Annotated in this window: 21 protein-coding genes; all 21 read right to left on the bottom strand. The window is 48.2% G+C overall.

Going from position 1 to position 23,999, the window contains the following annotated elements:
• Positions 1–24: 24 nt before the first annotated feature.
• Positions 25–843 carry a carbohydrate ABC transporter permease gene (locus GKZ89_RS00215; RefSeq protein ID WP_155110374.1) on the bottom strand — a complete coding sequence of 273 codons (819 nt, stop codon included), beginning with the start codon at positions 841–843 and terminating at the stop codon, positions 25–27.
• Positions 840–1,775, bottom strand: coding sequence for a carbohydrate ABC transporter permease (locus tag GKZ89_RS00210; protein WP_206672147.1), 936 nt, complete (start codon positions 1,773–1,775; stop codon positions 840–842). Before GKZ89_RS00210 ends, GKZ89_RS00215 begins: the two co-directional genes overlap by 4 nt.
• A gap of 16 nt (positions 1,776–1,791) precedes the next feature.
• Positions 1,792–3,057, bottom strand: a complete 1,266-nt coding sequence (locus tag GKZ89_RS00205; protein ID WP_241680088.1) for an ABC transporter substrate-binding protein — start codon at positions 3,055–3,057, stop codon at positions 1,792–1,794.
• 190 nt (positions 3,058–3,247) lie between these two features.
• Positions 3,248–4,228 (bottom strand): stage V sporulation protein K, encoded by a 981-nt coding sequence (gene spoVK / locus GKZ89_RS00200; protein ID WP_155110373.1) that lies wholly within the window; start codon positions 4,226–4,228, stop codon positions 3,248–3,250.
• A 212-nt stretch (positions 4,229–4,440) separates the two neighbouring features.
• The gene (gene hfq / locus GKZ89_RS00195; RefSeq protein WP_155110372.1) at positions 4,441–4,665 is read right to left on the bottom strand and encodes an RNA chaperone Hfq; all 225 of its coding nucleotides are present in this window, start codon (positions 4,663–4,665) and stop codon (positions 4,441–4,443) included.
• Positions 4,666–4,704: 39 nt separating this feature from the next.
• Entirely contained in the window at positions 4,705–5,646 is a 942-nt protein-coding gene (miaA, locus tag GKZ89_RS00190; protein WP_155110371.1) for a tRNA (adenosine(37)-N6)-dimethylallyltransferase MiaA, read from the bottom strand.
• Positions 5,647–5,713: 67 nt separating this feature from the next.
• Positions 5,714–6,133 carry a YmaF family protein gene (locus GKZ89_RS00185; protein WP_155110370.1) on the bottom strand — a complete coding sequence of 140 codons (420 nt, stop codon included), beginning with the start codon at positions 6,131–6,133 and terminating at the stop codon, positions 5,714–5,716.
• A gap of 67 nt (positions 6,134–6,200) precedes the next feature.
• Positions 6,201–8,030, bottom strand: coding sequence for a DNA mismatch repair endonuclease MutL (gene mutL / locus GKZ89_RS00180; protein WP_155110369.1), 1,830 nt, complete (start codon positions 8,028–8,030; stop codon positions 6,201–6,203).
• A 20-nt stretch (positions 8,031–8,050) separates the two neighbouring features.
• Positions 8,051–10,642 (bottom strand): DNA mismatch repair protein MutS, encoded by a 2,592-nt coding sequence (mutS, locus tag GKZ89_RS00175; RefSeq protein WP_155110368.1) that lies wholly within the window; start codon positions 10,640–10,642, stop codon positions 8,051–8,053.
• A gap of 119 nt (positions 10,643–10,761) precedes the next feature.
• Positions 10,762–11,304: an outer spore coat protein CotE gene (cotE, locus tag GKZ89_RS00170; protein WP_155110367.1), complete on the bottom strand. Its 543-nt coding sequence runs from the start codon at positions 11,302–11,304 to the stop codon at positions 10,762–10,764.
• 1,256 nt (positions 11,305–12,560) lie between these two features.
• Entirely contained in the window at positions 12,561–12,989 is a 429-nt protein-coding gene (gene ricA, locus GKZ89_RS00165; protein ID WP_155110366.1) for a regulatory iron-sulfur-containing complex subunit RicA, read from the bottom strand.
• A 3-nt stretch (positions 12,990–12,992) separates the two neighbouring features.
• Positions 12,993–14,522, bottom strand: a complete 1,530-nt coding sequence (gene miaB / locus GKZ89_RS00160) for a tRNA (N6-isopentenyl adenosine(37)-C2)-methylthiotransferase MiaB (protein ID WP_155110365.1) — start codon at positions 14,520–14,522, stop codon at positions 12,993–12,995.
• A gap of 135 nt (positions 14,523–14,657) precedes the next feature.
• Positions 14,658–14,885 (bottom strand): hypothetical protein, encoded by a 228-nt coding sequence (locus GKZ89_RS00155; RefSeq protein ID WP_155110364.1) that lies wholly within the window; start codon positions 14,883–14,885, stop codon positions 14,658–14,660.
• Between the two features lie 50 nt (positions 14,886–14,935).
• A complete protein-coding gene (locus GKZ89_RS00150) occupies positions 14,936–16,111 on the bottom strand; it encodes a glycine C-acetyltransferase (protein WP_155110363.1) in 1,176 nt (391 codons plus the stop codon).
• A gap of 15 nt (positions 16,112–16,126) precedes the next feature.
• The gene (gene tdh / locus GKZ89_RS00145) at positions 16,127–17,170 is read right to left on the bottom strand and encodes an L-threonine 3-dehydrogenase (protein WP_155110362.1); all 1,044 of its coding nucleotides are present in this window, start codon (positions 17,168–17,170) and stop codon (positions 16,127–16,129) included.
• 180 nt (positions 17,171–17,350) lie between these two features.
• Entirely contained in the window at positions 17,351–18,217 is an 867-nt protein-coding gene (locus tag GKZ89_RS00140) for a 2-oxoacid:ferredoxin oxidoreductase subunit beta (RefSeq protein ID WP_155110361.1), read from the bottom strand.
• Positions 18,217–19,956 (bottom strand): 2-oxoacid:acceptor oxidoreductase subunit alpha, encoded by a 1,740-nt coding sequence (locus GKZ89_RS00135; RefSeq protein ID WP_155110360.1) that lies wholly within the window; start codon positions 19,954–19,956, stop codon positions 18,217–18,219. Before GKZ89_RS00135 ends, GKZ89_RS00140 begins: the two co-directional genes overlap by 1 nt.
• Positions 19,957–20,053: 97 nt before the next feature.
• On the bottom strand, positions 20,054–20,977 hold the full coding sequence (locus tag GKZ89_RS00130) for a dipeptidase (RefSeq protein WP_155110359.1): 924 nt from the start codon (positions 20,975–20,977) through the stop codon (positions 20,054–20,056).
• A gap of 121 nt (positions 20,978–21,098) precedes the next feature.
• On the bottom strand, positions 21,099–21,359 hold the full coding sequence (gene spoVS / locus GKZ89_RS00125) for a stage V sporulation protein SpoVS (protein WP_009330666.1): 261 nt from the start codon (positions 21,357–21,359) through the stop codon (positions 21,099–21,101).
• Positions 21,360–21,538: 179 nt separating this feature from the next.
• Entirely contained in the window at positions 21,539–22,333 is a 795-nt protein-coding gene (locus tag GKZ89_RS00120) for a TIGR00282 family metallophosphoesterase (RefSeq protein WP_155111053.1), read from the bottom strand.
• Between the two features lie 101 nt (positions 22,334–22,434).
• Positions 22,435–23,994, bottom strand: a complete 1,560-nt coding sequence (rny, locus tag GKZ89_RS00115; RefSeq protein ID WP_155110358.1) for a ribonuclease Y — start codon at positions 23,992–23,994, stop codon at positions 22,435–22,437.
• Positions 23,995–23,999: the final 5 nt, after the last annotated feature.

Genomic DNA, 23,999 nt, shown 5'->3' with positions numbered 1-23,999 from the left:
CGCAGAATCTGCGCTTTTTTTCTATTAGTCTTTCATTCCCGACGTAGCAATTCCTTTGATGAACTGTTTTTGGAAAATAAGGAAGACTATCAGGATCGGGATCATTGTGACCACAGACATGGCAAGCAGGCTGCCCCAGTCCACCCTGAACTCTCCGATGAAATTCGCCAGTGCCAGCTGAATCGTGTACTTGGATGGATCACTGATGACAATCAGCGGCCAGATAAAATCATCCCATCTCCACATAAAGGAGAAAATCGTCAGCACCGCGATAACCGGCTTTGCAATCGGAACAATGATCGTCCAGAAAATTCTCCACTCACCGGCTCCATCCATCCTTGCTGCTTCCAGCAGATCATCCGGCACGGTCAGAAGGTACTGTCTGATCAGGAACACTCCCATCGGCGTGGCAGCCGGCGGAATGATCAGTCCGAGCAGATTGTTATACAGTCCGAGCTTGCTGATGACAGTAAAAATCGGCGTCATGATGACCTCAATGGGAATCATTAAAGTCGAAAGAAACAGGAACAGGATCAGGGTATCTCCCTTGAACCGGAACTTTGAGAGCGCATACCCGGCCATCGTATTGATCAAAAGCGTCAAAAGAGTGGCTGCCACCGCTACAACAGCGCTGTTAAAGAAGTAAAGCCCGAAATTCCCTTTGCTGAACGCCGCGATAAAGTTTTCAAGAGAAAAGGACTCCGGCAGGAATTTAGGCGGCCAGGCATACAAGTCGATCGGTCCTTTCAATGAAGAAAGGAAAATCCAAAATACAGGGGCGATAAAAAGCAATGCCAGCAGTATCAAAGCAAAATACGTAAAAAATCCGGCTCTCTGTGTCAATCGATTTTACCTCCGTTCGCCCACTTGAATTGAATCAGGGTGAAAATCCCGATCAGCAGGAACAATATGACCGACATGGCGCTTGCATATCCGACCTCACTCTTCGTGAACCCGAACTCAAAGATGTACTGGACCATTAGTTTCGTTTCATTAGCCGGCCCTCCTCCGGTAAGGGAGAAAATGAGCGGATAGGCTTTGACAGACTCGACGATCAACAGCATAAACACGAGCAGACTCGTCGGCTTCAACAGCGGAAACGTAATTTTCCAGAAAAGCTGGCGGCGGTTCGCCCCATCAATCTGTGCAGCTTCGTAATAAGAAGCGGGTATCGCCTGAAGGCCTGCAATAAAGATGACCATAAAAAACCCGACCCTTGCCCAAATCGTCGCAATAACGATGGTGATTTTTGCTACAGCGGGATCCGACAGCCATTTTACCGAAGGCAGGCCCCATGCTTCCAGCAAGTACGTGATGATGCCGAAACTGTCTCCGAAAATCCATTTCCAGGACAGACCGACAATAATGAATGAGATCATCGTCGGCCAGAATATGATGGCTCTGAAAATGCCTCTCGCCCTCATTTCTTTAATCATCAAAACGGCAATGCCGAGTGAGATTGCAAAAACGAGCGGAACGACCAATGCTGCATAATAGATGGTGTTCATCATGATCTTCCAGAATTCCGGATTGTTGAATAGCCGGACGTAGTTTTCCAGTCCGATAAAGGTCATCTCAGAAACGCCATTGTATCTTGTGAATGAATAGACCAGACCCATCAGAGCCGGAATAATGATAAACGTCAGGAATATGAGCAAATTGGGAAGAACGAATAGATAAGGTGCCCATTTTCTTCTGCTCTGCTCTTTTTTCATTGACTGGACTTTTGTTTTCTTAATCGGCACCGAGACCGCTTTTGACTTTTCCACCACCATTGTTTTTCACCCTCCTTTATGGCTTTTCACTGTTCTGCGCAATTGTCTCATTGAAGATTTTAGCCACTTCATCGAGTGCTTCCTGCGGTGTGGACTCTCCTTTAAGCGCTTTGGAGATCCCTGTCGTCAGGTCACCCGCATTTTTGGATATAACCTGCTGGTATGACCAGTCACGCGCTGCTTCCGGAGCTGTGTTTTTGAACTCATCAGTGAATACTTCAAACATCTTGTCATCGAGCGGATAACTTAAATTCTTATTATCCTTCCTCGCACTGAGGAAAAGCGAACGCTCAATGTATTCCGCATTTACTTCTTTTGTAGATAGATATTTGATAAATTCTGCAGTCTCTTTTTCGACACCCGTACCCTTCATGCCCATCACGTATTTTCCGCCCGGGACTGATGAACGCCTGTCCTCCTGAGGCAGATAGGTTACTCCCCAGTCAAAATGGGTAATATCTTTATAGCTTCCCATCATCCAGTTGCCCGCCAGATGAACAGCAACTGTACCAGAGCGGAACAGATTGTTCGGGTTTTCCCCGCCCAGCCATACCGAATCCGGCATGAGGCCCTCCTCGTGCATCGCTTTAAATTCTTTGAGCGCTTTAACGGCCTCAGGGCTGTTGACTTCTGCCTTTTTCAGATCTTCGCTGAACAATTGTCCGCCATATTCATACATCATGGTCGACCAGCGGTGGCCGGAAAAATCCCACACCATCGGGTAGCGCGCTTCACCGGAATCTTTGATTTTACTAAGAGCTTCGCGGAACTCTCCCCACGTCCAGATTTCATCCGGTGACTGAGGGACTTCCACTCCCGCCTTTTTAAAAAGGTCCTTATTGTAATACATACCGTTCGCGGTTATGTCCATTGGAGCGGCGATAATCCGGTCGTTGATAACGTAGAACGGTTTTATGGAATCTTCAAACTGGCTTGTGAACTTGTCCTGATCTCCGACATAATCCGTCAGGTCAATCGCATAATCAGCAAATTCATATGTATCATTAATCCTTACCATTGCCGGGGGTTTGCCTCCTGCAATCATCGTTTTAAGCTTTGTTTTTACATCCTTGAAAGCAACTTCCACAAGATTAATATCCACTTCCGGATGCTGCTTTTCATATTCTTCAATAATATCCTTCATAACTTCGCCTTCCCCGCCGTCGGAGAACCACATAAAGTCAATCTGCGCTTTCCCGCTTCCTCCCTGCCCGCAGCCCGCCAATAGCAGCAGCATTGCAGCCGTAAGGATTTTCATGATGTTCCACCGAGAATTTTTCAAAAACCTTCCTCCCATCTTTCGCAACATTCAGATTTCTTTTTAATCATATCATTAAAAAGTGAGTCTTCCCCTCTACCCATTTACCCGTTTTCATCAAAAACAAACCAGTTTATTGACAAGATTCACACAATTTCAACATTATCTGCAAATATCCTTTCGGGAATCATTATATTTCCATAAAAAAAACCGCTCAGAGCGGCTTTTCTTCCCGGATTTGCAGGTCCTGGGCCTTAATTGTAATCAATTCTTCCTTCGTATAACGGTCAGCGAGAAGAAGCCGCATCGCCTGTGCCCTGATCGATTTTTCAATCACGTTTCTGATAAACCTTCCGTTGCTGAATTTTGACGGCTGGGTCATGCTTTTAACTGTCATCAGATAATCTCTGAGCTTCCACTCCGCTTCCCTGCTCCAGACATATTCTCTCTCCTCGATCATTCTCCTGGATATGTCCATCAGCTGGTCTACGGAATAATCCGGAAAATCGATCACGAGAGGAAACCTGGAATGCAGCCCGGGATTGAGTGAAAGAAAATGGTCCATCTCCCTGGAGTAGCCTGCGAGGATCAGAATAAATTCGTGCTGCTTATCCTCCATATGCTTTACAAGCGTGTCGATGGCCTCTTTTCCAAAGTCCTTTTCACCCCCGCGGGCGAGAGAGTATGCCTCATCGATGAAGAGGATGCCTCCAAGGGATCTTTTTATCAAATCCCGTGTCTTTTGGGCGGTATGGCCGATATACTCCCCTACTAAATCTGCCCGTTCCGCTTCGATCAAGTGGCCTTTTGACAAAACATTCATCTGGCAGAACAATTTGCCGATCAGCCGGGCCACCGTTGTTTTCCCGGTACCGGGATTCCCTTTAAACATCATATGAAGAGCCTGCTTTCCAGCCTTCAGGCCCTGCTCCTCCCGTTTCTGGCTGACAAAGATCCAGGCATAAATTTCTTTTATGTTTTTTTTCATTTCCTCCATTCCGACTAATGCGCTCATTTCATCTTCTATTTGTCTGAGAATGGCATGCTTGAAATCCGCTTTCGGCAGGACAAGGTCATAGCCTTTCCCTTCTGCTTCCCTAGCTGATTTAGACTGGCCGTTTAATATGATATTGATCTGTCCGTTATTTTTGTAAGTAACTGCCTGATCCAAGAGTTTCACCTCAGCTTTCTCCATTACTATACGCCGGCTGGGCACCAGCCGTGACAGATGCCTATTGTTTTCCTGTATCTTCTAATATGTATTCACTCTCTGCCGGTGTACAACCCCTGCAAATCAAGTGCCCGCCTTCCATCTTCCAGTAAGACTGGCAGCTGCGCAGGGAAACTCACCGGATCCTAAATAAAAACCGCATGCCGGGCGGCATGCGGTAACAGGACAAATGTCAATTATTCGGTTTCAAGCTGGATGTTTTTCTGAGGTGCAAAGGTTGAGATGGCGTGCTTATAAATTAACTGCTGCTTGCCTTCGGTTTCAAGCATCACAGTGAAATTGTCAAATCCTTTTACCAGTCCTCTCAACTGAAATCCGTTGAGAAGAAATACGGTGACAAAAACTCCATCCTTGCGCAGCTGGTTCAAAAACTGATCCTGAATATTGATTGCTTGTTTCATGTTTTGTCCTCCTCATGTCTCTATAAAGTTACTATTCGATTAAAGATGAAGCTTTCCTGCAATGTATGTAAAAATTTCGTCAAGCTTCTTTTCATAATCCGCCGGAGGAGTCAAATCAAACCATTGAACGTCCATTTTGTTCCGGAACCAGGTAAGCTGCCGTTTCGCATATCTTCTGGAATTCTGCTTCAGGTTTTCGCATGCTTCATCCAGAGAGACCCGGCCTTCAAGAAATTCGTACAGTTCTTTATAGCCGATTGCCTGAACAGACTGGGTATTCCGCAGCCCGGATCCGTAGAGCCGGGATACTTCTTCCTCAAGCCCCTGTTCCATCATCGCTTCAACCCGCCGGTTAATTCGATAGTACAGGGTTTCACGGTCCATCGTCAAGCCTATAATTGCAGATTGGAAGTGTTCCTCCCGCTTCTGGGCCGCCAGCTGCTCCGTCATCGTTTTCCCTGAACTTCTGTAAATTTCCAGAGCACGGATGACTCGTCTTTCGTTATTCGGATGAATGCGCTCAGCTGATTCCGGATCCGCTGCCTGAAGCAGGCCGTGGACATACTCCGCACCTTTTTCTTCCGCTGCCTTCTCCAGCTCTTGCCGGTATTCAGGGTCAGAGGGCTGTTCGGAAAAGCTGTAATCATACAGCAGCGACTGAATATAAAGTCCCGTGCCCCCTGCGATAATCGGGAGCTTCCCTCTAGAAGCAATATCCTCTACAGCCCCCCGGGCAAGCTCCTTAAAATCGGCTGCCGAGAAGCTTTCATCAGGATCCCTGATATCAATGAGATGATGGGGAATGCCCCTCATCTCTTCTTTTCTGATTTTTGCGGTTCCAATATCCATGCCGCGGTAGATCTGCATGGAATCCCCGCTGATAATTTCTCCGTTGTATCGCTCTGCTGCATCAAGACTCAGACTGGTTTTGCCAACCCCTGTCGGTCCGATAATGACCAGCACATTTTGTTTTTCAGACAAACTTCATCACTCTCTCAATTCCTGCAATCCAGAACCCAGTATAGCATGATTTCAGGCCGCGTACCCATTATCGCCAGTAAACGGGCCATCTATACCATCCGGGCTGGTCGATTCCCACCGGATTTCCGGTCATTCCGCTGAACAGATGGTAATGGCGCTCCACCACTCCCTCTGCATATTGCACGCCGCCTGTGACCGTACCGGGCGGCTGGTTATAGTTGAAATACGTCCTGCCCTCCATACTGTGGTAATGAGTCCCATCCGGCAGGGGTACAGCGGGTCCGGTCTGGCCGTAAAACCTGTGATAATGCTTCTCTTCATAAGAGCTTATGCCGCTGTAAAAATGGGTATGGCGGTCAAAGGCATTTCCGTTGACCGGCTTTGTAAAACCGTCCATAACATGACTGTGCCCTTCAGCAGTTGATGTCTCGATCAGAAAAACATGGCTGTGCGAAGGACAATGAGGCGGTGCAAACACAGCTCTCATCAAACTCCCCCTCCCTTATCTTATACAAACAGGGTACACAGGAGCTTCAGACAGTGTGACGGAAACGCTACATGATTCGTTTAAACATTTTTTCCATCTCATAGGTAGTAAAATGGATGATCACCGGCCTGCCGTGCGGACAGGTGAACGGGTCTTCCGATCTTCTGAGCTCATCGAGAAGAGCGGTCATTTCGTCTTGCCTCAAGTAACGGTTTGCCTTTATCGATGCCTTGCAGCTCATCAGAATGGCAGCCTCTTCACGCAGTTTTTTCACATCCGGCCTTTTCAAGTCCAGAACCTGCTGGATCATCTCTTCAATCACAAACTGCTCCCTGCCGGCAGGAAACCACTGAGGGTGGGACCGGATGATAAAGCTGCTTCCGCCAAACGGCTCCAGAAAGACACCTACTTCTGCAAGCGAGCCGATATGCTCGCTGATCCGGATGGATTCGTCATGCGAATAATGGAGGGTTATCGGCACAAGCATTTCCTGTACTTCCTTTTCCGCCCGGCCGACTTTATCCCGGAAGTATTCATATTTGATCCTCTCTTGGGCAGCGTGCTGGTCAATCATATAAAGACCAGTCTCATTTTGGGCAAGGATATACGTGCCGTGCATCTGTCCGATCGGATATAGAGGAGGCACCCGCGGCTCTGCTTTTTCCGGAGCCTCATCTGCAGGGGTTTCCCTGATTGTATGCTCCGTGGTTTCAACCGGAACAACAGGCTCAGGCCATCCAAAGGACGGTGCGTCAGGCACTTCTTCCGGTCTTTTTTCCAGTACCTTTCGATAATCCGTGACCGCAGGGTCAGGCTTGCTTTCCTCCCGTTTTTCTTCGAAGGATAAATATTGCTGCTCATCCTTTTGTATGGCCGGCTTCGCTTTCTGAAAACCGGAACCGGGGATGAGCGTTTCTTTTTTAAAAGCTGCTTTTATTCCGCCTGATACGAGTTCAAAAAGCTCCGCTTCCTTGCTTAGCCTGACTTCCATTTTTGATGGATGGACGTTCACATCCACGAGAAGCGGATCCATCCTTATATCCAGGTAAATGATCGGGTAGCGTCCGATCGGTAAAAGGGTATGATAGCCTTCCATGATCGCTTTCGTGAGTGCATAATTTTTGACAAAGCGGCCGTTGATGATCGTAGAAATGTAATTGCGGGATGCTCTGGTCACTTCCGGCATCGCGGCAAATCCTTTAACTTGAAAGTCCAGTGACTCCATAGAGACAGGTATCATTTTTTTTGCAGCCGGCAGTCCATAGATTGCCGCAATAACCTGCCGGACATCTCCATTCCCGTTCGTGTGCAGCAGGGTTTTGCCATTGTGGACAAGCTTGAACGATATACCGGCATTTGCCATAGCGAGACGGTTGACGGTATCACTGATGTTCCCCAATTCTGTATGCACGGTTTTCATATATTTCAGCCGGGCTGGAGTATTGAAAAACAGATTGGAAACGGTGATATCCGTTCCTTTTCTGCTGGAGGCGGCCGTGTGATCCTCTATCTTTCCGCCGGCAAGCTTTATATACGTTCCTTCTGTCCTGCCGCTGCTCGTCTTCATTTCGACGTGTGCGACAGAAGCAATACTCGGCAATGCCTCCCCCCTGAATCCAAGGGTGCGGATCCGGAACAGATCATTTTCATCTTTAATTTTACTTGTCGCATGCCGCTGGAAAGCATTCAGACAGTCTTCCGGTTCGATTCCGTCGCCATTATCAATGATGCGGATTGATCCAAGCCCCGCTTCTTCTATTTGAATCTCAATGACGGTGCTGTTTGCGTCAATCGCGTTTTCAGTCAGCTCTTTGACAACAGAGGCGGGCCTTTCAACCACTTCCCCTGCGGCAATTTTATTGCTGAGCTGGTCATCGAGCAGAACAATCTTGCCCATGGTCTTTTGGCTCCTTTCTGTTATCTGGCTTTTTTCTGCAGCTCAAAAAGCTTATTCATGGCTTCAAGCGGCGTCATTTCAAGCAGATTCAGCTCAAGCAGAGCAGATTTCAGGCTGTGATCCCCGGCATCCTGCTTCCGCTTTTTCCTTGGATTTCCTTCTGCAAAAAATGAAAGCTGGGCTTCTTCATCATGAACAGCAGCAGGAGGCTCTGGAGCATTTTCCTGAGAAGGTTTCGGCTGTTTCTCGAGTTTCTCAAGGATCTCCTGTGCTCTCTGGATCAGTTCAGCAGGAAGTTCTGCAAGCTCTGCTACATGGATCCCGTAGCTTTTATCAGCAGGCCCTTCTGCGATTTTATGAAGGAACACGACCCGGCCGTTCCGTTCAACTGCCCTGACGTGCACGTTTGACAAGGACTTGAGCGCCTGATCAAGGACGGTTAGTTCATGATAATGAGTAGAAAAAAGAGTTTTAGCCCCGATATGGTTATGAATGTATTCAATCATCGCCTGAGCGAGAGCCATTCCGTCATAAGTGGACGTCCCCCTCCCGATTTCATCGAACAGGATCAGGCTCTTCCCGGTAGCGTGAACGATTGCATTCCTGGCTTCCAGCATTTCAACCATGAATGTACTTTGGCCGGAAATGAGATCATCTGCAGCGCCGATTCGTGTAAATATCTGGTCAAACACAGGCAATACAGCTTTTTCTGCCGGAACAAAACAGCCGATCTGGGCAAGGATTGCCGTCAGGGCCACCTGCCTCATATAGGTGCTCTTACCGGACATGTTAGGGCCGGTGATCAGCAGGATGCTGCGCTCCATCTCATTGCCCATTCTGCAGTCATTCGGTACATACTCCTGTGTCTGCAGGACTTTCTCGACAACAGGATGGCGCCCGCCGGTAATGTCCATTTCACCATCTGAAAAAACAGGTCGTGTATAGCGCCGTTTATCACTGACCGCAGCGAAGCACTGAAGCACATCCAGCTCGCTGATGCATTTGGCAAGTGACTGCAGCCGCGGGATAAATTCACGGACCTGCTCCCGCAGTCCAAGGAACAGCTCATACTCGAGCTGGGACATATTATCTTCTGCTTCCAGTATGAGCGCTTCTTTTTCCTTCAGATCCGGGGTAATAAACCGTTCGGCATTCGTCAAGGTCTGTTTTCGTTCATACGTGCCTTCAGGCAGAAGATGAAGATTCGCTCTTGTGATTTCAATGTAATACCCGAAAACTCGATTGTAACCCACTTTGAGGGAACGGATCCCGGTCCGCTCTCTTTCGCTAGCCTCAAGCTCGGCAATCCACGTCTTGCCGTTTCTGCCCGCATCCCGGTATTGATCAAGCTGGCTGTTATAGCCATCCTTCATCATATTGCCCTCTTTGACTGAGATCGGAGGCTGCTCGACCAATGATGCTTCAAGGAGTTCCTCCAGGCTTTCGCAAGGATCCATTTTTTCAGCAAGCTTCTCAGCAAAAGGATGCTCCAGTGCCTTTACAAGCTCTGTAAGGGAAGGGATCCGCTGCAGGGACTTTTTCAGCTGGATCAGGTCACGGGCGTTTACGTTTCCATAGGCGACCCTTCCCGCCAGTCTCTCCAGATCATACACTTCCTTCAGCCCTTCACGGATATCCTCTCTTTCAAAAAACTTCTGCAAAAGCACCTCGGTCATTTCAAGCCGCTCTTCTATTTTCCTGCGGTCGATCAGCGGCCTGTCCATCCATTGCTTTAACAGCCTTCCTCCCATCGCGGTTTTCGTCTCATCCAGAAGCCACAGGAGAGAGCCTTTCTTACCTGTACTGCGGATCGTCTCTGTCAGCTCCAGGTTGCGCTTGGAATACAGATCCATTTTAAGGAACGAGCTGAGCTCATACTGCTGCACTTCCTGCAGGTGTTCTAGGCTCCTCTTCTGTGTCCGGATCATGTAATGGAACAGGCGCGCGAAAGACCTTTTCAGGTCAGGACTGCTGATCGGGTGCAGAAGGGACAGTGCTTCACCTTCGACCGAATCTTCATTTTCATAGGAGACCGCAACTCCGCACCGGTCCCTCATCTGTTTTTGAAAATCTTCTGCCATCGTGCTCTCGATGACCGCTTCTTTCGCTCCAAGTGAATAGATCTCATTCAGTACTTCATCGAACCTTTCCGTTTTGGTCACGCTGTTTTCCCCGGTTGTCACATCAGCAACAGCAAAGCCGAATCCATCTTCAAGCACCGTGACGCTGACAAGGAAATTGTTTTCCTTTTCGGACACGCCTTTTCCTTCCATGACCGTTCCGGGAGTAATCAGCTGGACCACTTCGCGCCGAACAACACCTTTTGCCTGCTTCGGATCTTCCGTCTGTTCGCAGATGGCCACTTTATATCCTTTTTGAATCAGCTGTTCTATGTAATTGGGAGCAGAATGATACGGAACCCCGCACATCGGAATCCGTTCGCTGGATCCGCCATCCCTGCTCGTCAGGGTAATCTCCAGTTCCTGAGACGCATTCACTGCATCTTCAAAGAACATCTCATAAAAATCTCCTAATCTAAAAAACAAAAAGGCATCCTCGTACTCTGCCTTAATCTTTAAATATTGCTGCATCATCGGCGTGTAAGTAGCCATGTATATCCCCCATTGCCTATCCTAATCAAAAACACTCTTTATTATAACATACCAAGCCTCCGTTTTACCCCGGGGAAAAATGGGCACAAAAAAACTAGGAAGGACAGCTTCCTAGTTTTTTACTCTTCTGCTTCTCCGCCTAAAAATTCAGGATTTAAATCCTCGAACTCATCCTCAAGATCTTCTTCCCACTCATCCTCATCATTCGTATCCCCTGTATGCACCAGGACACAAACCTTTGTCTCGCCGATCACCTCGGCCATCACTTCACGCTCAGCCTGAACAATGATCTTGTTCCCGTTCGGAGAAATCGTAACCTCCAGACAGTTTGGCTGCTGCAGCACTTTTGCACATACCTCATGATCATCATCAAGGAAATTGTTGTCTCTGTATTTGAGTTTGATCGTGTCCACATACTTGACCCGTTCTGTTACGACCTCTGTCTTCGTATTATCATCATACGAATACCAGACATTAATATCGTACGTACCGGCAACCTCGACTGTTTTACCAACTTTGTGCGGTTCATATTTATGGTTGATAATCCAGCCGCCTAAAATACTGGTTGGTCTTTGAGACGGGGAGATCGTGTGCGTGCATTGAGTGAACTTGCGCCCCTTCGCTACAACCGCTTTAGTAATGATTTCTCTATACTCAGACATTCAAGCATACCCTCCTCAATCAATATTCATTCCATCGTATGCTGGGTTCATATTGATCCTTCTTTTATTCACACGGAACAAAGCACACATGTCTGCTTAGTCCATGACGTTCCTACTTCATATGTATGCATGAGCCCAAAAAAATGTGCCTAAAAAATAAAAGCGAAGGGCGCTTGCTCTGGGCGACTGGGACATTGGAGCTCTCGACCGAGAGGCGCACTTTGCCTCGACCGAGGGAGCGAAATGACCCTGCGCCCTAGCGCCCGGAGCTGGATAGCGAAACCAAGTGCAACGGAAAAGATTTAGTATGCATACTTGGAAGGCGGCTTGCTTAGCTCTGAAGGACGGTGGAGCTCTCGACCGAAGGGCGCTTTTTGCCCTGACCGAGAGAGCGAAGCGGCCGAAGAGCTAGCCGCCGGAGCTGGATAGCGAAACTGAGTGCAACGGAAAAGATTTAGTATGCATTACTTGGAAGGCGGCTTGCTTAGCTCTGAAGGACGGTGGAGCTCTCGACCGAGGGGCGCTTTTAAGGATATTCTGCTAAGTGCGCGACGTCCTGTCGCAACGCAGAATTGACCCGCATCCTGCGGGCCCCTGACCGAGAGAGCGAAGCGGCCGAAGAGCTAGCCGCCGGAGCTGGATAGCGAAACCAAGTGCAACGAAAATAATTGGTATGCATTAGTTGGAAGGGCGCTTCTAGTAAGGAAGTTCTGCTAAAGGCGCGGCATCCTGCCGCAACGCAGAACGGACCCGCCTCCTGCGGGCCCTCGACCGAAGGAGCGAAGCGTCCGAACGGCTAGCGCTCGGAGCTGGATAGCGAAACTGAGTGCAACGTGCCAAACTTTTTTACGTGCCGGGATCCTTCGTTTACGTGCAGGAACCACCCAGTTTCATGCCGAAAACCAGAGATTACGTGCCAACATCAGATGTTTATGTGCCAAACTTTTTTTACGTGCCGGGATCTTTCGTTTACGTGCCGGAACCACCCAGTTTCGTGCCGAAAACCAGAGATTACGTGCCAATCTCTTTTTACGTGCCCATATCCTCGGGTTACACGCCGGAACCATCGACTTTCGTGCCGGAAACCACAGGTTACGTGCCAACTTAACATGTTCACGTACCAATCTCTTTTCACCTCTCAGGCAGCTAACCAAGAAACCGCAAGAATGAAATGTTTTCGTCTCTAAACCAAACAGCTTTCTCAATCCAAAGAAAAAAGACTGCCGGTTTCCTGGCAGTCTTTATCCCTATTTTATTCAGCAGCTTCCGCCGGGGCTGTTTTTTACTTTTGAGCCGGTTTCGCCTGCGAGCAGGTCGCCGCCCGTTGTTTCGATGATACGGTCGGTTACCTGGTTGGAAATGGTATTGGCAACAAGCTGAAGCAGATCGTTCACTTCCACCTGGGAGTCTTTAAATTCCTGAATGATCGGCAGCTCGTCCAGCTCTTCCTGGATGCGGTCGATCTTTTCTTCGACTTGCTTCAGTGCTTCGGTTTTTCCGTAATGCTGGAAATTGACCGCTTGTTTTTGCAGGCTCTTGATGCTCGCGATCATACTGCGGACTTTTTCATTGCCGTTCAGCTGCGCTTCTGCCTTTTTGAAAAAATCGACTTCTTCTGTTTCAGAGATCATCTGGGCTAATTCTCTTGCCCGTGCCACGATTTCTTCCTTAGTAAACTGTGTCATCCTCTACTTCACCTCAATCGCTTCTTCTGCCATCTCTCCGTCAAGCGACCAGGTCTTGGCTTTCGTGACTTTTACCTTCACGATGTTGCCGATCGTTTCTCTTGGACCGCGGAAGTTGACGAGTTTGCTTTTTTCCGTATAGCCGGCAAGAACATCCGGGTTGTTTTTGCTCTCGCCCTCGACTAATACTTCGACAACCTTCCCCTCATATTCCTTCATTTTCTTGGCAGAAATTTCTTTCACTAAGCTGTTCAGACGCTGAAGGCGTTCCTTTTTGACTCTCATCGGCACATTATCCTGCATTTTTGCGGCAGGCGTACCTTCGCGCGGGGAGTAAATGAAGGTATAGGCACTGTCATACTCCACTTCCCTGTATAGGGAGAGGGTCTCTTCGAACTGCTCATCGGTCTCGTTCGGGAACCCTACAATAATATCAGTAGTAAGGGTCGCGTTCGGCATAGCAGTCCTGATCTTACGGACAAGCTCTATATAGTGCTCCCGCGTATATTTTCTTGCCATCAGCTTCAGCACTTCCGAGCTTCCGGATTGAACCGGCAGATGAATATGATCGAGCAGGTTACCGCCCTTAGCGAGAACTTCGATCAGCCTGTCATCGAAGTCACGGGGATGACTTGTTGTGAAGCGGATTCTCGGAATATCGATTTTTCGCAGTTCGTCCATTAAATCCCCAAGGCCATAGTCTAGATCTTTGAAGTCTTTACCATAAGCATTTACGTTCTGGCCGAGAAGAGTGATTTCCTGATATCCTTGCGCGGCAAGCTGCCGCACTTCATGAATGATTTCTTCCGGACGGCGGCTCCGCTCTTTTCCGCGTGTATACGGGACGATGCAGTACGTGCAGAATTTATCACAGCCATACATGATGTTCACCCAGCCTTTAGTCGTCCCTTTCCGTACTCTCGGCAGGTTCTCGATGACGTCGCCTTCTTTAGACCAAACCTCGATGACCATCTCTTTTGAAAGGTAAGCTTCTTTTAAAATGTGCGGCAGGCGGTGGATATTGTGGGTCCCAAAGATCATATCGATATGCGGATGCTTCTGCATGATTTTGTTTACGACCGATTCTTCCTGTGACATACAGCCGCAAACTCCAACGAGCAGCCCCGGTTTTTCGAGCTTGAGCGGCTTTAGATGCCCGATCTCCCCAAACACTTTATTTTCAGCATTTTCCCGGATCGCACACGTGTTCAGCAGGATGACGTCTGCATCTTCCGTGGAATCGGTAGCTTCATAGCCCAAGGCTGCAAAAATACCAGCCATGACTTCTGTATCATGTTCGTTCATCTGGCATCCGTATGTACGGATGTAAAATTTCTTGCCGTTTCCAAGGCCTTTGAATTCTTCGGGGATGGAAAAATCACTTTGATACTGAACGTCTTCTTTGCCTCGTTTTTTTGCATCTTTTAATGAAGGCGGCATATATACAGCCTGAAAATATTTGCTGTAGTCTTTTTCTGTTTTTTTAGCTTCAGGGTTTACCTGGCTGTTTTCCTCGCGCTGTTTCTCGTTCATGGAGAATGCTCCTTTCACTTACTGCTTTATCGCTGCAGTCAGCATCGGCTGACGACTGTAGAAATTAGAGTTTTCAATACTATAGTATAACTTCTAATAGACAGCCGTACAATAGATGCCGATCCGAATCCTTCTCTATTTTAGAAAAATCTGCAAAAATAAAGCGATCGCGATCATCAGCCCAAGCCCTCCGAACAACAGGATGCCAATAAATTTAATGGCTTTTGGAAAGCCATTTATCCGTTTAAGTCCCTCCTTATTCAGCGGGCCCGCTCCCTGAGACTGTTCGAATTTTTCCGTTGGAGAATATACGCTGGAATCTTCTTTACCATTCTCAAGTTTCTGTGTTTCATGCCTTTTCATAAAACCGCTCCCCTGCTAGTAAAAAGAGAAGGCGCGATGCCTTCTCCTTTTTACAGAATATCAAGTTCTTTAGCCGCTTTTTCAAAAAGATCCAGTGCTTCCTGCAGTTCTTCACGGGAATGCTGGGCAGTCACGATTGTTCTGACCCGTGCCTGTCCTTTCGCGACTGTCGGGAAAGCGATTCCCTGTGCAAAAACCCCATACTCGAGCAGTTTGTCTGAGAACTGGTGGCATTTTGCTTCGTCGCCTACGATGACCGGGGTCACAGGGGTTTCGCTTACTCCTGTATCAAAACCGAGCTTTTGCAGGCCCTCTTTAAAGAAACGGGCGTTTTCCCACAGCGTTTCAATCAGTTCCGGCTCCTCAAGGAGAACGTCAATGGCCTCCGTACACGCTGCTGTCACAGCCGGCGGGTGAGATGTGCTGAACAGGAAGGGGCGGCCTTTATGGATCAAGTAGTCGATCAATGTGCGGGTGCTGGCTACATAGCCCCCAAGTACGCCGATCGCCTTGCTCAGTGTTCCGACCTGAATATGTACGCGGCCGTCAAGTCCGAAGTGGTTAACCGTCCCTCTCCCATTCTTGCCGAGTACACCCGAAGCATGGGCATCATCCACCATTACGAGCGCATCGTATTTTTCGGCCAATTCCACAATTTCAGGCAGCGGTGCGATGTTGCCATCCATGGAAAAAACCCCATCTGTGACGATCAGGCGGACGCGGTAACCGGCAGATTCCTTTAACGCCCTCTCGAGGTCTTCCATATCGACATGCTTGTACACTTTTCTAGCAGCTTTGGTCAAGCGGATGCCGTCTATGATCGATGCATGATTCAATGCATCAGAAATCACCACATCTTCTCCTGTCAGTATCGAAGAAAGAACGCCCTGATTCGTTGTGAAGCCTGACTGGAAAACAAGTGCTGCTTCAGTATGCTTAAATTCGGCAAGTTTAATTTCCAATTCCTCATGCATGGAAAAAGTGCCCGCGATGGTACGGACCGAGCCAGTTCCTGCTCCGTACCTTTCTGCGGCCTCAACTGCTGCCTTGCGCAGGCGTGGATGAGAGGTCAGCCCTAAGTAGTTGTTGGATGAAAGCTGAATGACTTCTTTCCCGTTAATGGTTACTTTTGATCCCTGTTCGGATTGAAGCGGTACCAGTTTTCTGAATGTGCCCTGGGTTTTCATTTCATCAAGTTCTGTTTGCAAAAATTCAAAGCCCTTCATTGAAATCCCTCCTGTTTATGATGGCTGAAGCACAACTTTTCCGCATTTGCCCTGGATCATCAGGTCGAAGCCCTGTTCAAAATCTTCCAGCTTCAGATGATGAGTGATGACAGGTTCTGTTTTAACCTGGCCTGATTTCAAAAGATTTGACACCTGCTGCCATGTTCCGTACATCTTACGGCCGGTGATTCCCTGAACGGTAATCCCTTTAAATACGATATCATTTGTTACATCGATTTGCACAGGCTGCACCGGCAGACTGAGAATGGATACTCTTCCGCCATTTGTGACCATTTTAAAGCCCTGGTCCATCGCAACCGGATGTCCGGACATTTCACAGACCACATCCACTCCGTTCCCGCCAGTCAGCTCCATGACTCTCTGGACGGGATCCGTCTCTCCCGCATGAATAAGTGTTGTGGCTCCCATCGCTTCGGCCAGGCCGAGTCTGTAGCTGTTCAGATCAATCGCAATCACTTGGGAGGCACCTGCTGCTTTCGCAACGCCTGCTGCCATAATGCCAATCGGTCCGCATCCGATGACGGCGATGGATTTACCTGCTGTTTCTCCTGCAAGGACGGTATGCACTGCGTTCCCCATCGGCTCCTGGATAGAGGCCGTATCCCAGGGCATATCTTTCGGATTTTTCCAAAGGTTGGATGCAGGAAGAGCCACATATTCAGCAAAACAGCCATTAGTGTCCACACCGATAATCTTCGTATCCTTGCATATGTGTGCATTTCCAGTCAGACATTGAGGGCACTGGCCGCACACGAGATGAGTCTCTGCGGATACATGGTCACCCGGGACGACACTGGTCACTTTGCTTCCGATCTCTACGACCTCGCCCGAAAACTCATGGCCGAACACATAGGGAGGCTTCACCCTGCTCTGCGACCATTGATCCCACGTGTAAATATGGACATCTGTTCCGCATATGGAGGTCGCTTTCACCTTTATCAATACTTCATCATCTTTTATGTGAGGAATGTCAACCATCTGCAGCTGGGCACCAAATCCTTCACGGTGCTTTACAAGCGCTTTCATTTTTCCGTTCAACGTGAACACTCTCCTGTCCAGTCATACTGTATAACCATTGAAAGCGTATCATTCCAGAAGAGTGTTGTAAATAGTTCAGTCCACACGAGAAAGACACCTGCCCATCGAGGGAAAAAAGACAGAAATTTTTTTCGTTTTGCCGTGAAATAAGAAAAAAGCGCCTTTGTTTAAGACGCAGGTTCACATAAATTCAGCTGTCAGACGATTAAAAGCCTCTTCTCCCAATTCCAGATCCGCTCCGGCAAGCGGGCTTGCGCTGTATCCTTTAACCAGCTCCTGATAAGAGGCCCTCCCGGAGTCCTGGTAGATGAGGCCTGTGACCAGGCCATCGTGGCGCATGAGGGTCTGCATAGCTCCTGCCCTGTCTGATGGATCGTAATCAGGAATCGTGCTTAATTTTGTCAGATTCTCTTTGAACCAGTCGTATGTGTTGATTTTATTATAAGTGACACATGGGCTGAACACGTTGATAAACGAGAATCCTTTATGACTGATGCCCTGCTCGATTAAAGAAGTCAGATCTTTTAAATCAGTGGAGAAGCTTTGGGCAATAAACGTGGCTCCAGCTGTCAGCGCCATCTCCATTACGGACAGTGACGGCTCAATGGATCCTCCTGGTGTGCTTTTCGTGACAAATCCTGCTTCGCTCCTCGGGGAAGTCTGACCTTTAGTCAGTCCATAGATTTGGTTGTCCATCACGATATACGTTAGATCAATGTTTCTTCTCATCGCATGAATGGTGTGGCCCATGCCGATCGCAAACCCGTCCCCGTCGCCGCCCGATGCGATGACAGTCAGATCACGATTGGACATCTTCACCCCCTGTGCAATGGGAAGGGATCTGCCATGTATCCCATGAAAGCCATAAGAGTTGATATAGCCAGAAATCCTGCCGGAGCAGCCGATGCCAGAGATGACAGCCAGCTGATCAGGCTCGAGCCCTTGATTGGCAGCAGCCCGCTGGATCGCTGCCTGAACAGAGAAATCCCCGCAGCCCGGACACCAGTTTGGTTTGACATCGTTACGGAATTCTTTGAAAGTAGCCATCAGATCAGCTCCCTGCATTTTTCATACACTTCACCTGGCAAAAACGGGTTCCCATCGTATTTCAAAATGCTTACCACTTTTTCACGGCAGTCTGCATTCATCTTAATGATATTTGCGAGCTGGCCCGTCGCATTGTTTTCTATGACAACCACACGTCCAGCTGAAGAGGCAATCGCGGAAAATTCAGCCGCAGGAAACGGATGCAGGAGACGGATATGGGCATGATTGGCCGTGATTCCCTCCTCCTCGAGCCTCACCATCACTTCTTCGATCACACCCCTTGTGGAATTAAAGCCGACCAGCAGCAGATCAGCGTTTGCATGCTTAACATTTTTGTAAACCGGGACCGGAAAAACGAGATTCTCCATCTTCCGGAATCTTTTGTCCATTTGAAGCTGCCGGTTCGGGGCTGCCTCAGAAGGCTTTCCAGTCTCATCATGCTCGACCCCTGTCACATGATGAATGCCGTTCTTCATTCCCGGAAGGACGCGCGGAGAGACACCGGAAACGGTATTTTCATAGCGTTTAAAATACTGCTTTCCAGTCTGTTCAGGAATACCGTTCTCTTCAATCAGGGCTCCCCTCCTGATCTGTACATGCTTATACTCGAGGGGCTCGACTGTCTGTTTGCCAAGGGAAAGCTGCAGGTCGGAAAGGAGGATTACAGGGCATTGGAATTCTTCAGCTAAGTTAAAAGCCTCTACAGTATCATAAAAGGCTTCCTGGACTGTGCTCGGCGCCATCACGATTTTGGGTATCTCACCATGTGTACCGTAAATCATGGCCATCAGATCAGATTGCTCCTGCTTTGTCGGCAAGCCGGTACTCGGCCCGCCCCTCTGGGTATCTACGATTACAAGCGGCGTTTCCGTAATGCCTGCGAGACCGATTGCTTCCATCATCAAAGAGAGGCCGGGTCCTGCTGAAGCGGTGAACGTCCTCGTCCCGGCATAATTTGCACCGATTGCCATCGTGCAGGCGGCAATTTCATCTTCTGTCTGGATAACAGCCCCGCCGAAGTCCGGAAGTTTTTTGATTAAATATTCCATGATCTCTGAAGCAGGTGTAATCGGATAGGCAGCCATAAATCTCGCTCCGCCTGCCAGTGCCCCGAGTGCAATGGCATCATTTCCGATCATGAACATGCGCTTTTTCTTGACTGCCTTTTCTAAAAAGAGATCTTTTCTGCTAAAGGTAAGCTCCTCCTGTAAATAAGACGCTCCTTTTTGTATGGCCATCATGTTCATATTGACGATCTTCGGGCCTTTCCGTCCATAAATCTCCTCTACGACTTCATAAAAATCGGAAGGATCCAAGTCCAGAATCGCACTCGTTGCACCAATCGCCACCATATTTTTCATAAGCGGGGTTCCAAGCTCAGCTGCCAGGTCTGTAAACGGGATAGCATAAAGAACGGCCGTTTCCGGATTCGGCAGGACCGGATCGAACTTCGAATCAGCGAGGATTATGCCGTCTTTTTTCAATTCTTCCGCATTCACGTCAATCGTTTCCTGATCAAAAGCGACCAGGATATCCAAATCATCAGAGATCGCCCTGACCTGAGACGTACTGACCCGGATCTTGTTATTTGTATGGCCTCCTTTAATTCTCGAAGAAAAATGCCTGTATCCATATAAATAATAGCCCAGCCTGTTCAAAGCGACGGAAAAAACCTCTCCTGTCGATTCAATCCCTTCTCCCTGCTGGCCGCCGACTTTCCATGACAGCTGATGAATCATCCATTGACCCCCTTCTCTTTCGCTTTATGTACGAAACGCTTTCATTTTAGCTTTGCAAAGGATAAACCTCAACAAGTTTTTTAATTTTTCCGAAAAATTAAAATGGAATTCGGTCCGCAAAGTTCCTGTATACGAATCCATCCGCAAGATCTGCCGGATATCTTTTGTACAACTCGTTCAGCAGGTGATCGTATTCTTCATATCCGCCCAATCCGGGAATGGTTTCTTCGATTCCGTCAAAATCGGACCCAAAGCCTGCGTGATGTGCTCCCCCCAGCGAACAAATGTGTTCAAGGTGCAGAAGAAGCTTTGCGATCGATGGCTTTTGCCTGCTTGTAAAATCAGGAACAAAGGTGATGCCAATCGGAGCATCCCTTTCAATAAGCGCCTGAATCTGAGAATCTCTGAGGTTTCTCGGATGCGGCATTAGAGCATGGCAATTGGAATGGGTGGCTGCTACATGCTTCCCCTTCTCAAGGACGTCCCAGAAGCTTCTTTCATTCAGATGAGATACATCAATCCATCCGCCGAGCTCCCCAATCGCTTCTGCAAGCTTTTCTCCATATTTGCTGAGTCCTGCATTCCGTGTTTCAAGAGCTCCATCTGCAAAAAAGTTAGCATAGTTCCAGGTCAGGTTAAAAATTCTTACACCCTGGTTATGGAAAACGGCGGCTTTTTCCGGCTGGTGACCGAGGCAGTCACACCCTTCAAGAGCAAGAATCAGGCCGATTTCATCATTTTTCAGCTGATCTGCCTGGTTTTTTGAAGTGATCAGCTTAAATTGCGGATGATGTTTGAGAATTTTGTCTTTAAGAATTTGAATCTGGGCTTCGGCAGCCCGATACGCATCAACAAGCGGCAGTTCGGGCGGTGCAAAAACAGCCATTGACTGGATTTTGGCACCATGTGAAACCATTTTCTTTAAATTGGTATGAAGACCGGCACCATCCCAAGGATCGGCCGCCGGATTCTGCCATAGTTTGAGGAGCATGTCGCAATGTGCATCAAAGATTTTCAGCATCCCTGTCTCCTTATCCAAACCGCTGTTCTCTTATATAAATAAAGAGGCCGCCGAACCCACAGCATGTCCATGCCGTTTGGCGGTATGGTCATGCCGTAGCCGGTCAGCCTCCCTTATTTATTCAGCGCGGTTCTACAATCAGCTTGATCGCTGTCCGTTCTTCGCCATCAATCAAAATATCAGTAAATGCCGGAATACAAATTAAATCGACTCCGCTAGGGGCTACAAAACCTCTTGCAATCGCTACCGCTTTCACTGCCTGGTTAAGTGCACCCGCTCCGATTGCCTGGATTTCAGCGTTTCCGCGTTCACGGAGAACTCCTGCAAGTGCTCCAGCTACGGAATTAGGATTGGACTTGGCTGAAACTTTTAATATTTCCATTACTGTTTTCCCCCTTATTCATTTCCAAGGATCGCAGAAGATCATTGGGCCAACCGCTGGTAAATCCTGTTCAAAACGCATCCCCTTCACTTTGAACAATTGGCTATTCATTCCAATACTACTTATATTCACTAGTGCAAAGTGGTATTCCTGCCTTAACAGCCGTTTTTTCGAAAAATTCAATCAAAATATGGATGGTCATCATTGATTAAAATCCGTTTAATCGACTGCGCCATCCCTGTTTTGCTATCCAGAGTAATGACTGCCCCGCATAGCTGGGTTCTTCCTTCCGCTACGTCAAACCTTGCTGGAAGACTGGTTAAGAAGCGCCTGATCACCGGTTCCTGGGCAACTCCCAGCACGCCATCATATGGACCGGTCATCCCTGCATCCGAGATATAGGCGGTTCCCTTTGCCAAAACTCTTTCATCGGCGGTCTGCACATGCGTATGAGTTCCGACTACTGCTGATACTCTTCCGTCAAGATACCATCCCATAGCCTGCTTCTCACTCGTCGCTTCTGCATGGAAATCCACAAAAATATAGGGTGTTCTCTTTCTTGCCTCTTCTACAAGTTCATCCGCTTTTCTGAAAGGACAGTCAATGGCCGGCAGAAAGGTGCGTCCCTGCAGGTTTATCACGGCTATTTCTTTATTACCCATTTTTTGAAAAAACATGCCCTTACCAGGAGTCCCTTCTGGATAATTAGCCGGCCTGATCAAATTTGGAGTCTTATCTATGTAGTCTGTTATTTCCCTTTTATCCCACGTATGGTTCCCCATTGTAACCACCTGGGCACCCGCTTCCACAAGCTCATGGAAGTTTTTTTCAGTGAGTCCTTTTCCGTGGGCTGCATTCTCTCCATTCACGATTGTGCAGTCGGGGCGGTAACTTGATTTCAGTCTTGGCAAATAGGTTTTCAGCATTTCCCGTCCCGGTGATCCGACAATATCTCCAATAAACAATAGTTTCATCATTTGATTCCTTTCCTAAGGGGATTGAAAAAAAAATAAAGCGGCGCAATGCACCGCTTTATTTTGCCCTCACCTGCATTTGTTTAAAGCTGCAGAAAGGGTTATTTTGCGTATTCAACAGCTCTTGTTTCTCTTATGACAGTGACTTTGATGTGGCCCGGATAATCGAGTTCTTCCTCGATCCTCTTCCGGATATCACGCGCCAGTCTGTGGGCCTGAAGGTCATCGATGCTGTCCGGTTTGACCATGATCCGTACCTCGCGGCCAGCCTGAATAGCAAAGGATTTTTCCACGCCTTCATAAGACTCGGAAATCTCCTCAAGCTTTTCAAGACGGCGGATGTAGTTCTCAAGCGTCTCGCTTCTTGCACCAGGTCTTGCAGCAGATAATGCATCAGCAGCAGCGACAATGACCGCGATGATCGAAGTCGGCTCCTGATCTCCATGGTGGGAAGCGATGCTGTTGATAACTACCGGATGCTCCTTATACTTGCCGGCCAGCTCAACGCCGATCTCGACGTGGCTTCCTTCCACTTCATGATCGATTGCTTTTCCGATATCATGAAGAAGACCTGCCCGTTTGGCGAGCGTAACATCTTCTCCAAGCTCTGCCGCCATCAGTCCTGAAAGGTAAGCTACCTCCATCGAATGCTTCAGAACATTCTGGCCGTAACTCGTTCTGAATTTCAGACGGCCGAGAATTTTGATCAGATCCGGATGAAGGCCATGCACACCGACTTCAAATGTTGTTTGTTCCCCGGTTTCCCGGATGAACTCATCAACTTCACGGCGGGACTTCTCAACCATCTCCTCAATCCGGGCAGGATGAATACGGCCATCCTGAACGAGCTTGTCCAGGGCAATTCTTGCCGTCTCCCTTCGGATCGGATCGAAGCCTGAGAGGATAACTGCTTCCGGAGTATCATCGATAATCAAATCAATACCCGTAAGAGTTTCCAGCGTCCGGATGTTGCGTCCTTCCCTCCCGATGATGCGGCCTTTCATTTCATCATTCGGAAGGTTGACAACGGATACTGTCGTTTCTGCCACATGGTCTGCAGCACAGCGCTGCAGGGCCAGTGAAAGAATCTCTTTTGCCCGTTTATCCGCTTCTTCCTTCGCACGGGTCTCGCTCTCCTTAATCATGACAGCGAGATCATGGGAAAGCTCATTTTCTACCTTGTCAAGAATGATCTGTCTGGCAGAATCCCTTGATAGGCCAGATACCCGCTCAAGTTCTAACTGCTGCCTGCGAATCATCTCATCCACTTTGCTTTCCGTCTCTTCAATATGTTGTTGTCTTTCAGCTAAAGAGCTTTCCTTGCGGTCCAGAATGCCTTCCCTTTTATCCAGGGAGTCATCTTTCCGGTCAAGGTTTTCCTCTTTTTGCAACAATCGGTTTTCCTGTTTTTGCAGCTCGTTTCGACGATCACGAATTTCTTGTTCGGCATCCGTTCGAAGCTTGTGAATCTCATCTTTCGCTTCAAGCATCGCTTCTTTCTTAGCTGCTTCAGCTTCGCGTTTTCCTTCATCAAGAATTTGCTCGGCTGCACTTCTTGCACCGGCAATCTTCGCTTCAGCAATCGATTTGCGAACAAAATAGCCAACAACGACACCTACGATTAGGCCAAGCAAAATGGAGATGATAAGTGTTGCGTCCATTATCT

The sequence above is a fragment of the Metabacillus mangrovi genome (genome assembly GCF_009711125.1).
In the GTDB taxonomy this organism is placed as follows: Bacteria; Bacillota; Bacilli; order Bacillales; family Bacillaceae; genus Metabacillus_B; species Metabacillus_B mangrovi.
The sequence above is the reverse complement of the archived record's forward strand: the minus strand, read 5'-3'. Positions and strand labels throughout refer to the sequence as shown.

Coding starts and splice junctions, on each gene's coding strand:
- GKZ89_RS00210 (WP_206672147.1), bottom strand. CDS start 1,775: ATGGTGGTGGAAAAGTCAAAAGCGGTCTCGGTGCCGATTAAGAAAACA.
- spoVK (WP_155110373.1), bottom strand. CDS start 4,228: ATGGAGAAAGCTGAGGTGAAACTCTTGGATCAGGCAGTTACTTACAAA.
- hfq (WP_155110372.1), bottom strand. CDS start 4,665: ATGAAACAAGCAATCAATATTCAGGATCAGTTTTTGAACCAGCTGCGC.
- GKZ89_RS00185 (WP_155110370.1), bottom strand. CDS start 6,133: ATGAGAGCTGTGTTTGCACCGCCTCATTGTCCTTCGCACAGCCATGTT.
- mutL (WP_155110369.1), bottom strand. CDS start 8,030: ATGGGCAAGATTGTTCTGCTCGATGACCAGCTCAGCAATAAAATTGCC.
- mutS (WP_155110368.1), bottom strand. CDS start 10,642: ATGGCTACTTACACGCCGATGATGCAGCAATATTTAAAGATTAAGGCA.
- cotE (WP_155110367.1), bottom strand. CDS start 11,304: ATGTCTGAGTATAGAGAAATCATTACTAAAGCGGTTGTAGCGAAGGGG.
- ricA (WP_155110366.1), bottom strand. CDS start 12,989: ATGACACAGTTTACTAAGGAAGAAATCGTGGCACGGGCAAGAGAATTA.
- miaB (WP_155110365.1), bottom strand. CDS start 14,522: ATGAACGAGAAACAGCGCGAGGAAAACAGCCAGGTAAACCCTGAAGCT.
- GKZ89_RS00155 (WP_155110364.1), bottom strand. CDS start 14,885: ATGAAAAGGCATGAAACACAGAAACTTGAGAATGGTAAAGAAGATTCC.
- GKZ89_RS00150 (WP_155110363.1), bottom strand. CDS start 16,111: ATGAAGGGCTTTGAATTTTTGCAAACAGAACTTGATGAAATGAAAACC.
- GKZ89_RS00140 (WP_155110361.1), bottom strand. CDS start 18,217: ATGGCTACTTTCAAAGAATTCCGTAACGATGTCAAACCAAACTGGTGT.
- GKZ89_RS00135 (WP_155110360.1), bottom strand. CDS start 19,956: ATGATTCATCAGCTGTCATGGAAAGTCGGCGGCCAGCAGGGAGAAGGG.
- GKZ89_RS00130 (WP_155110359.1), bottom strand. CDS start 20,977: ATGCTGAAAATCTTTGATGCACATTGCGACATGCTCCTCAAACTATGG.
- spoVS (WP_009330666.1), bottom strand. CDS start 21,359: ATGGAAATATTAAAAGTTTCAGCCAAGTCCAATCCTAATTCCGTAGCT.
- GKZ89_RS00120 (WP_155111053.1), bottom strand. CDS start 22,333: ATGAAACTATTGTTTATTGGAGATATTGTCGGATCACCGGGACGGGAA.
- rny (WP_155110358.1), bottom strand. CDS start 23,994: ATGGACGCAACACTTATCATCTCCATTTTGCTTGGCCTAATCGTAGGT.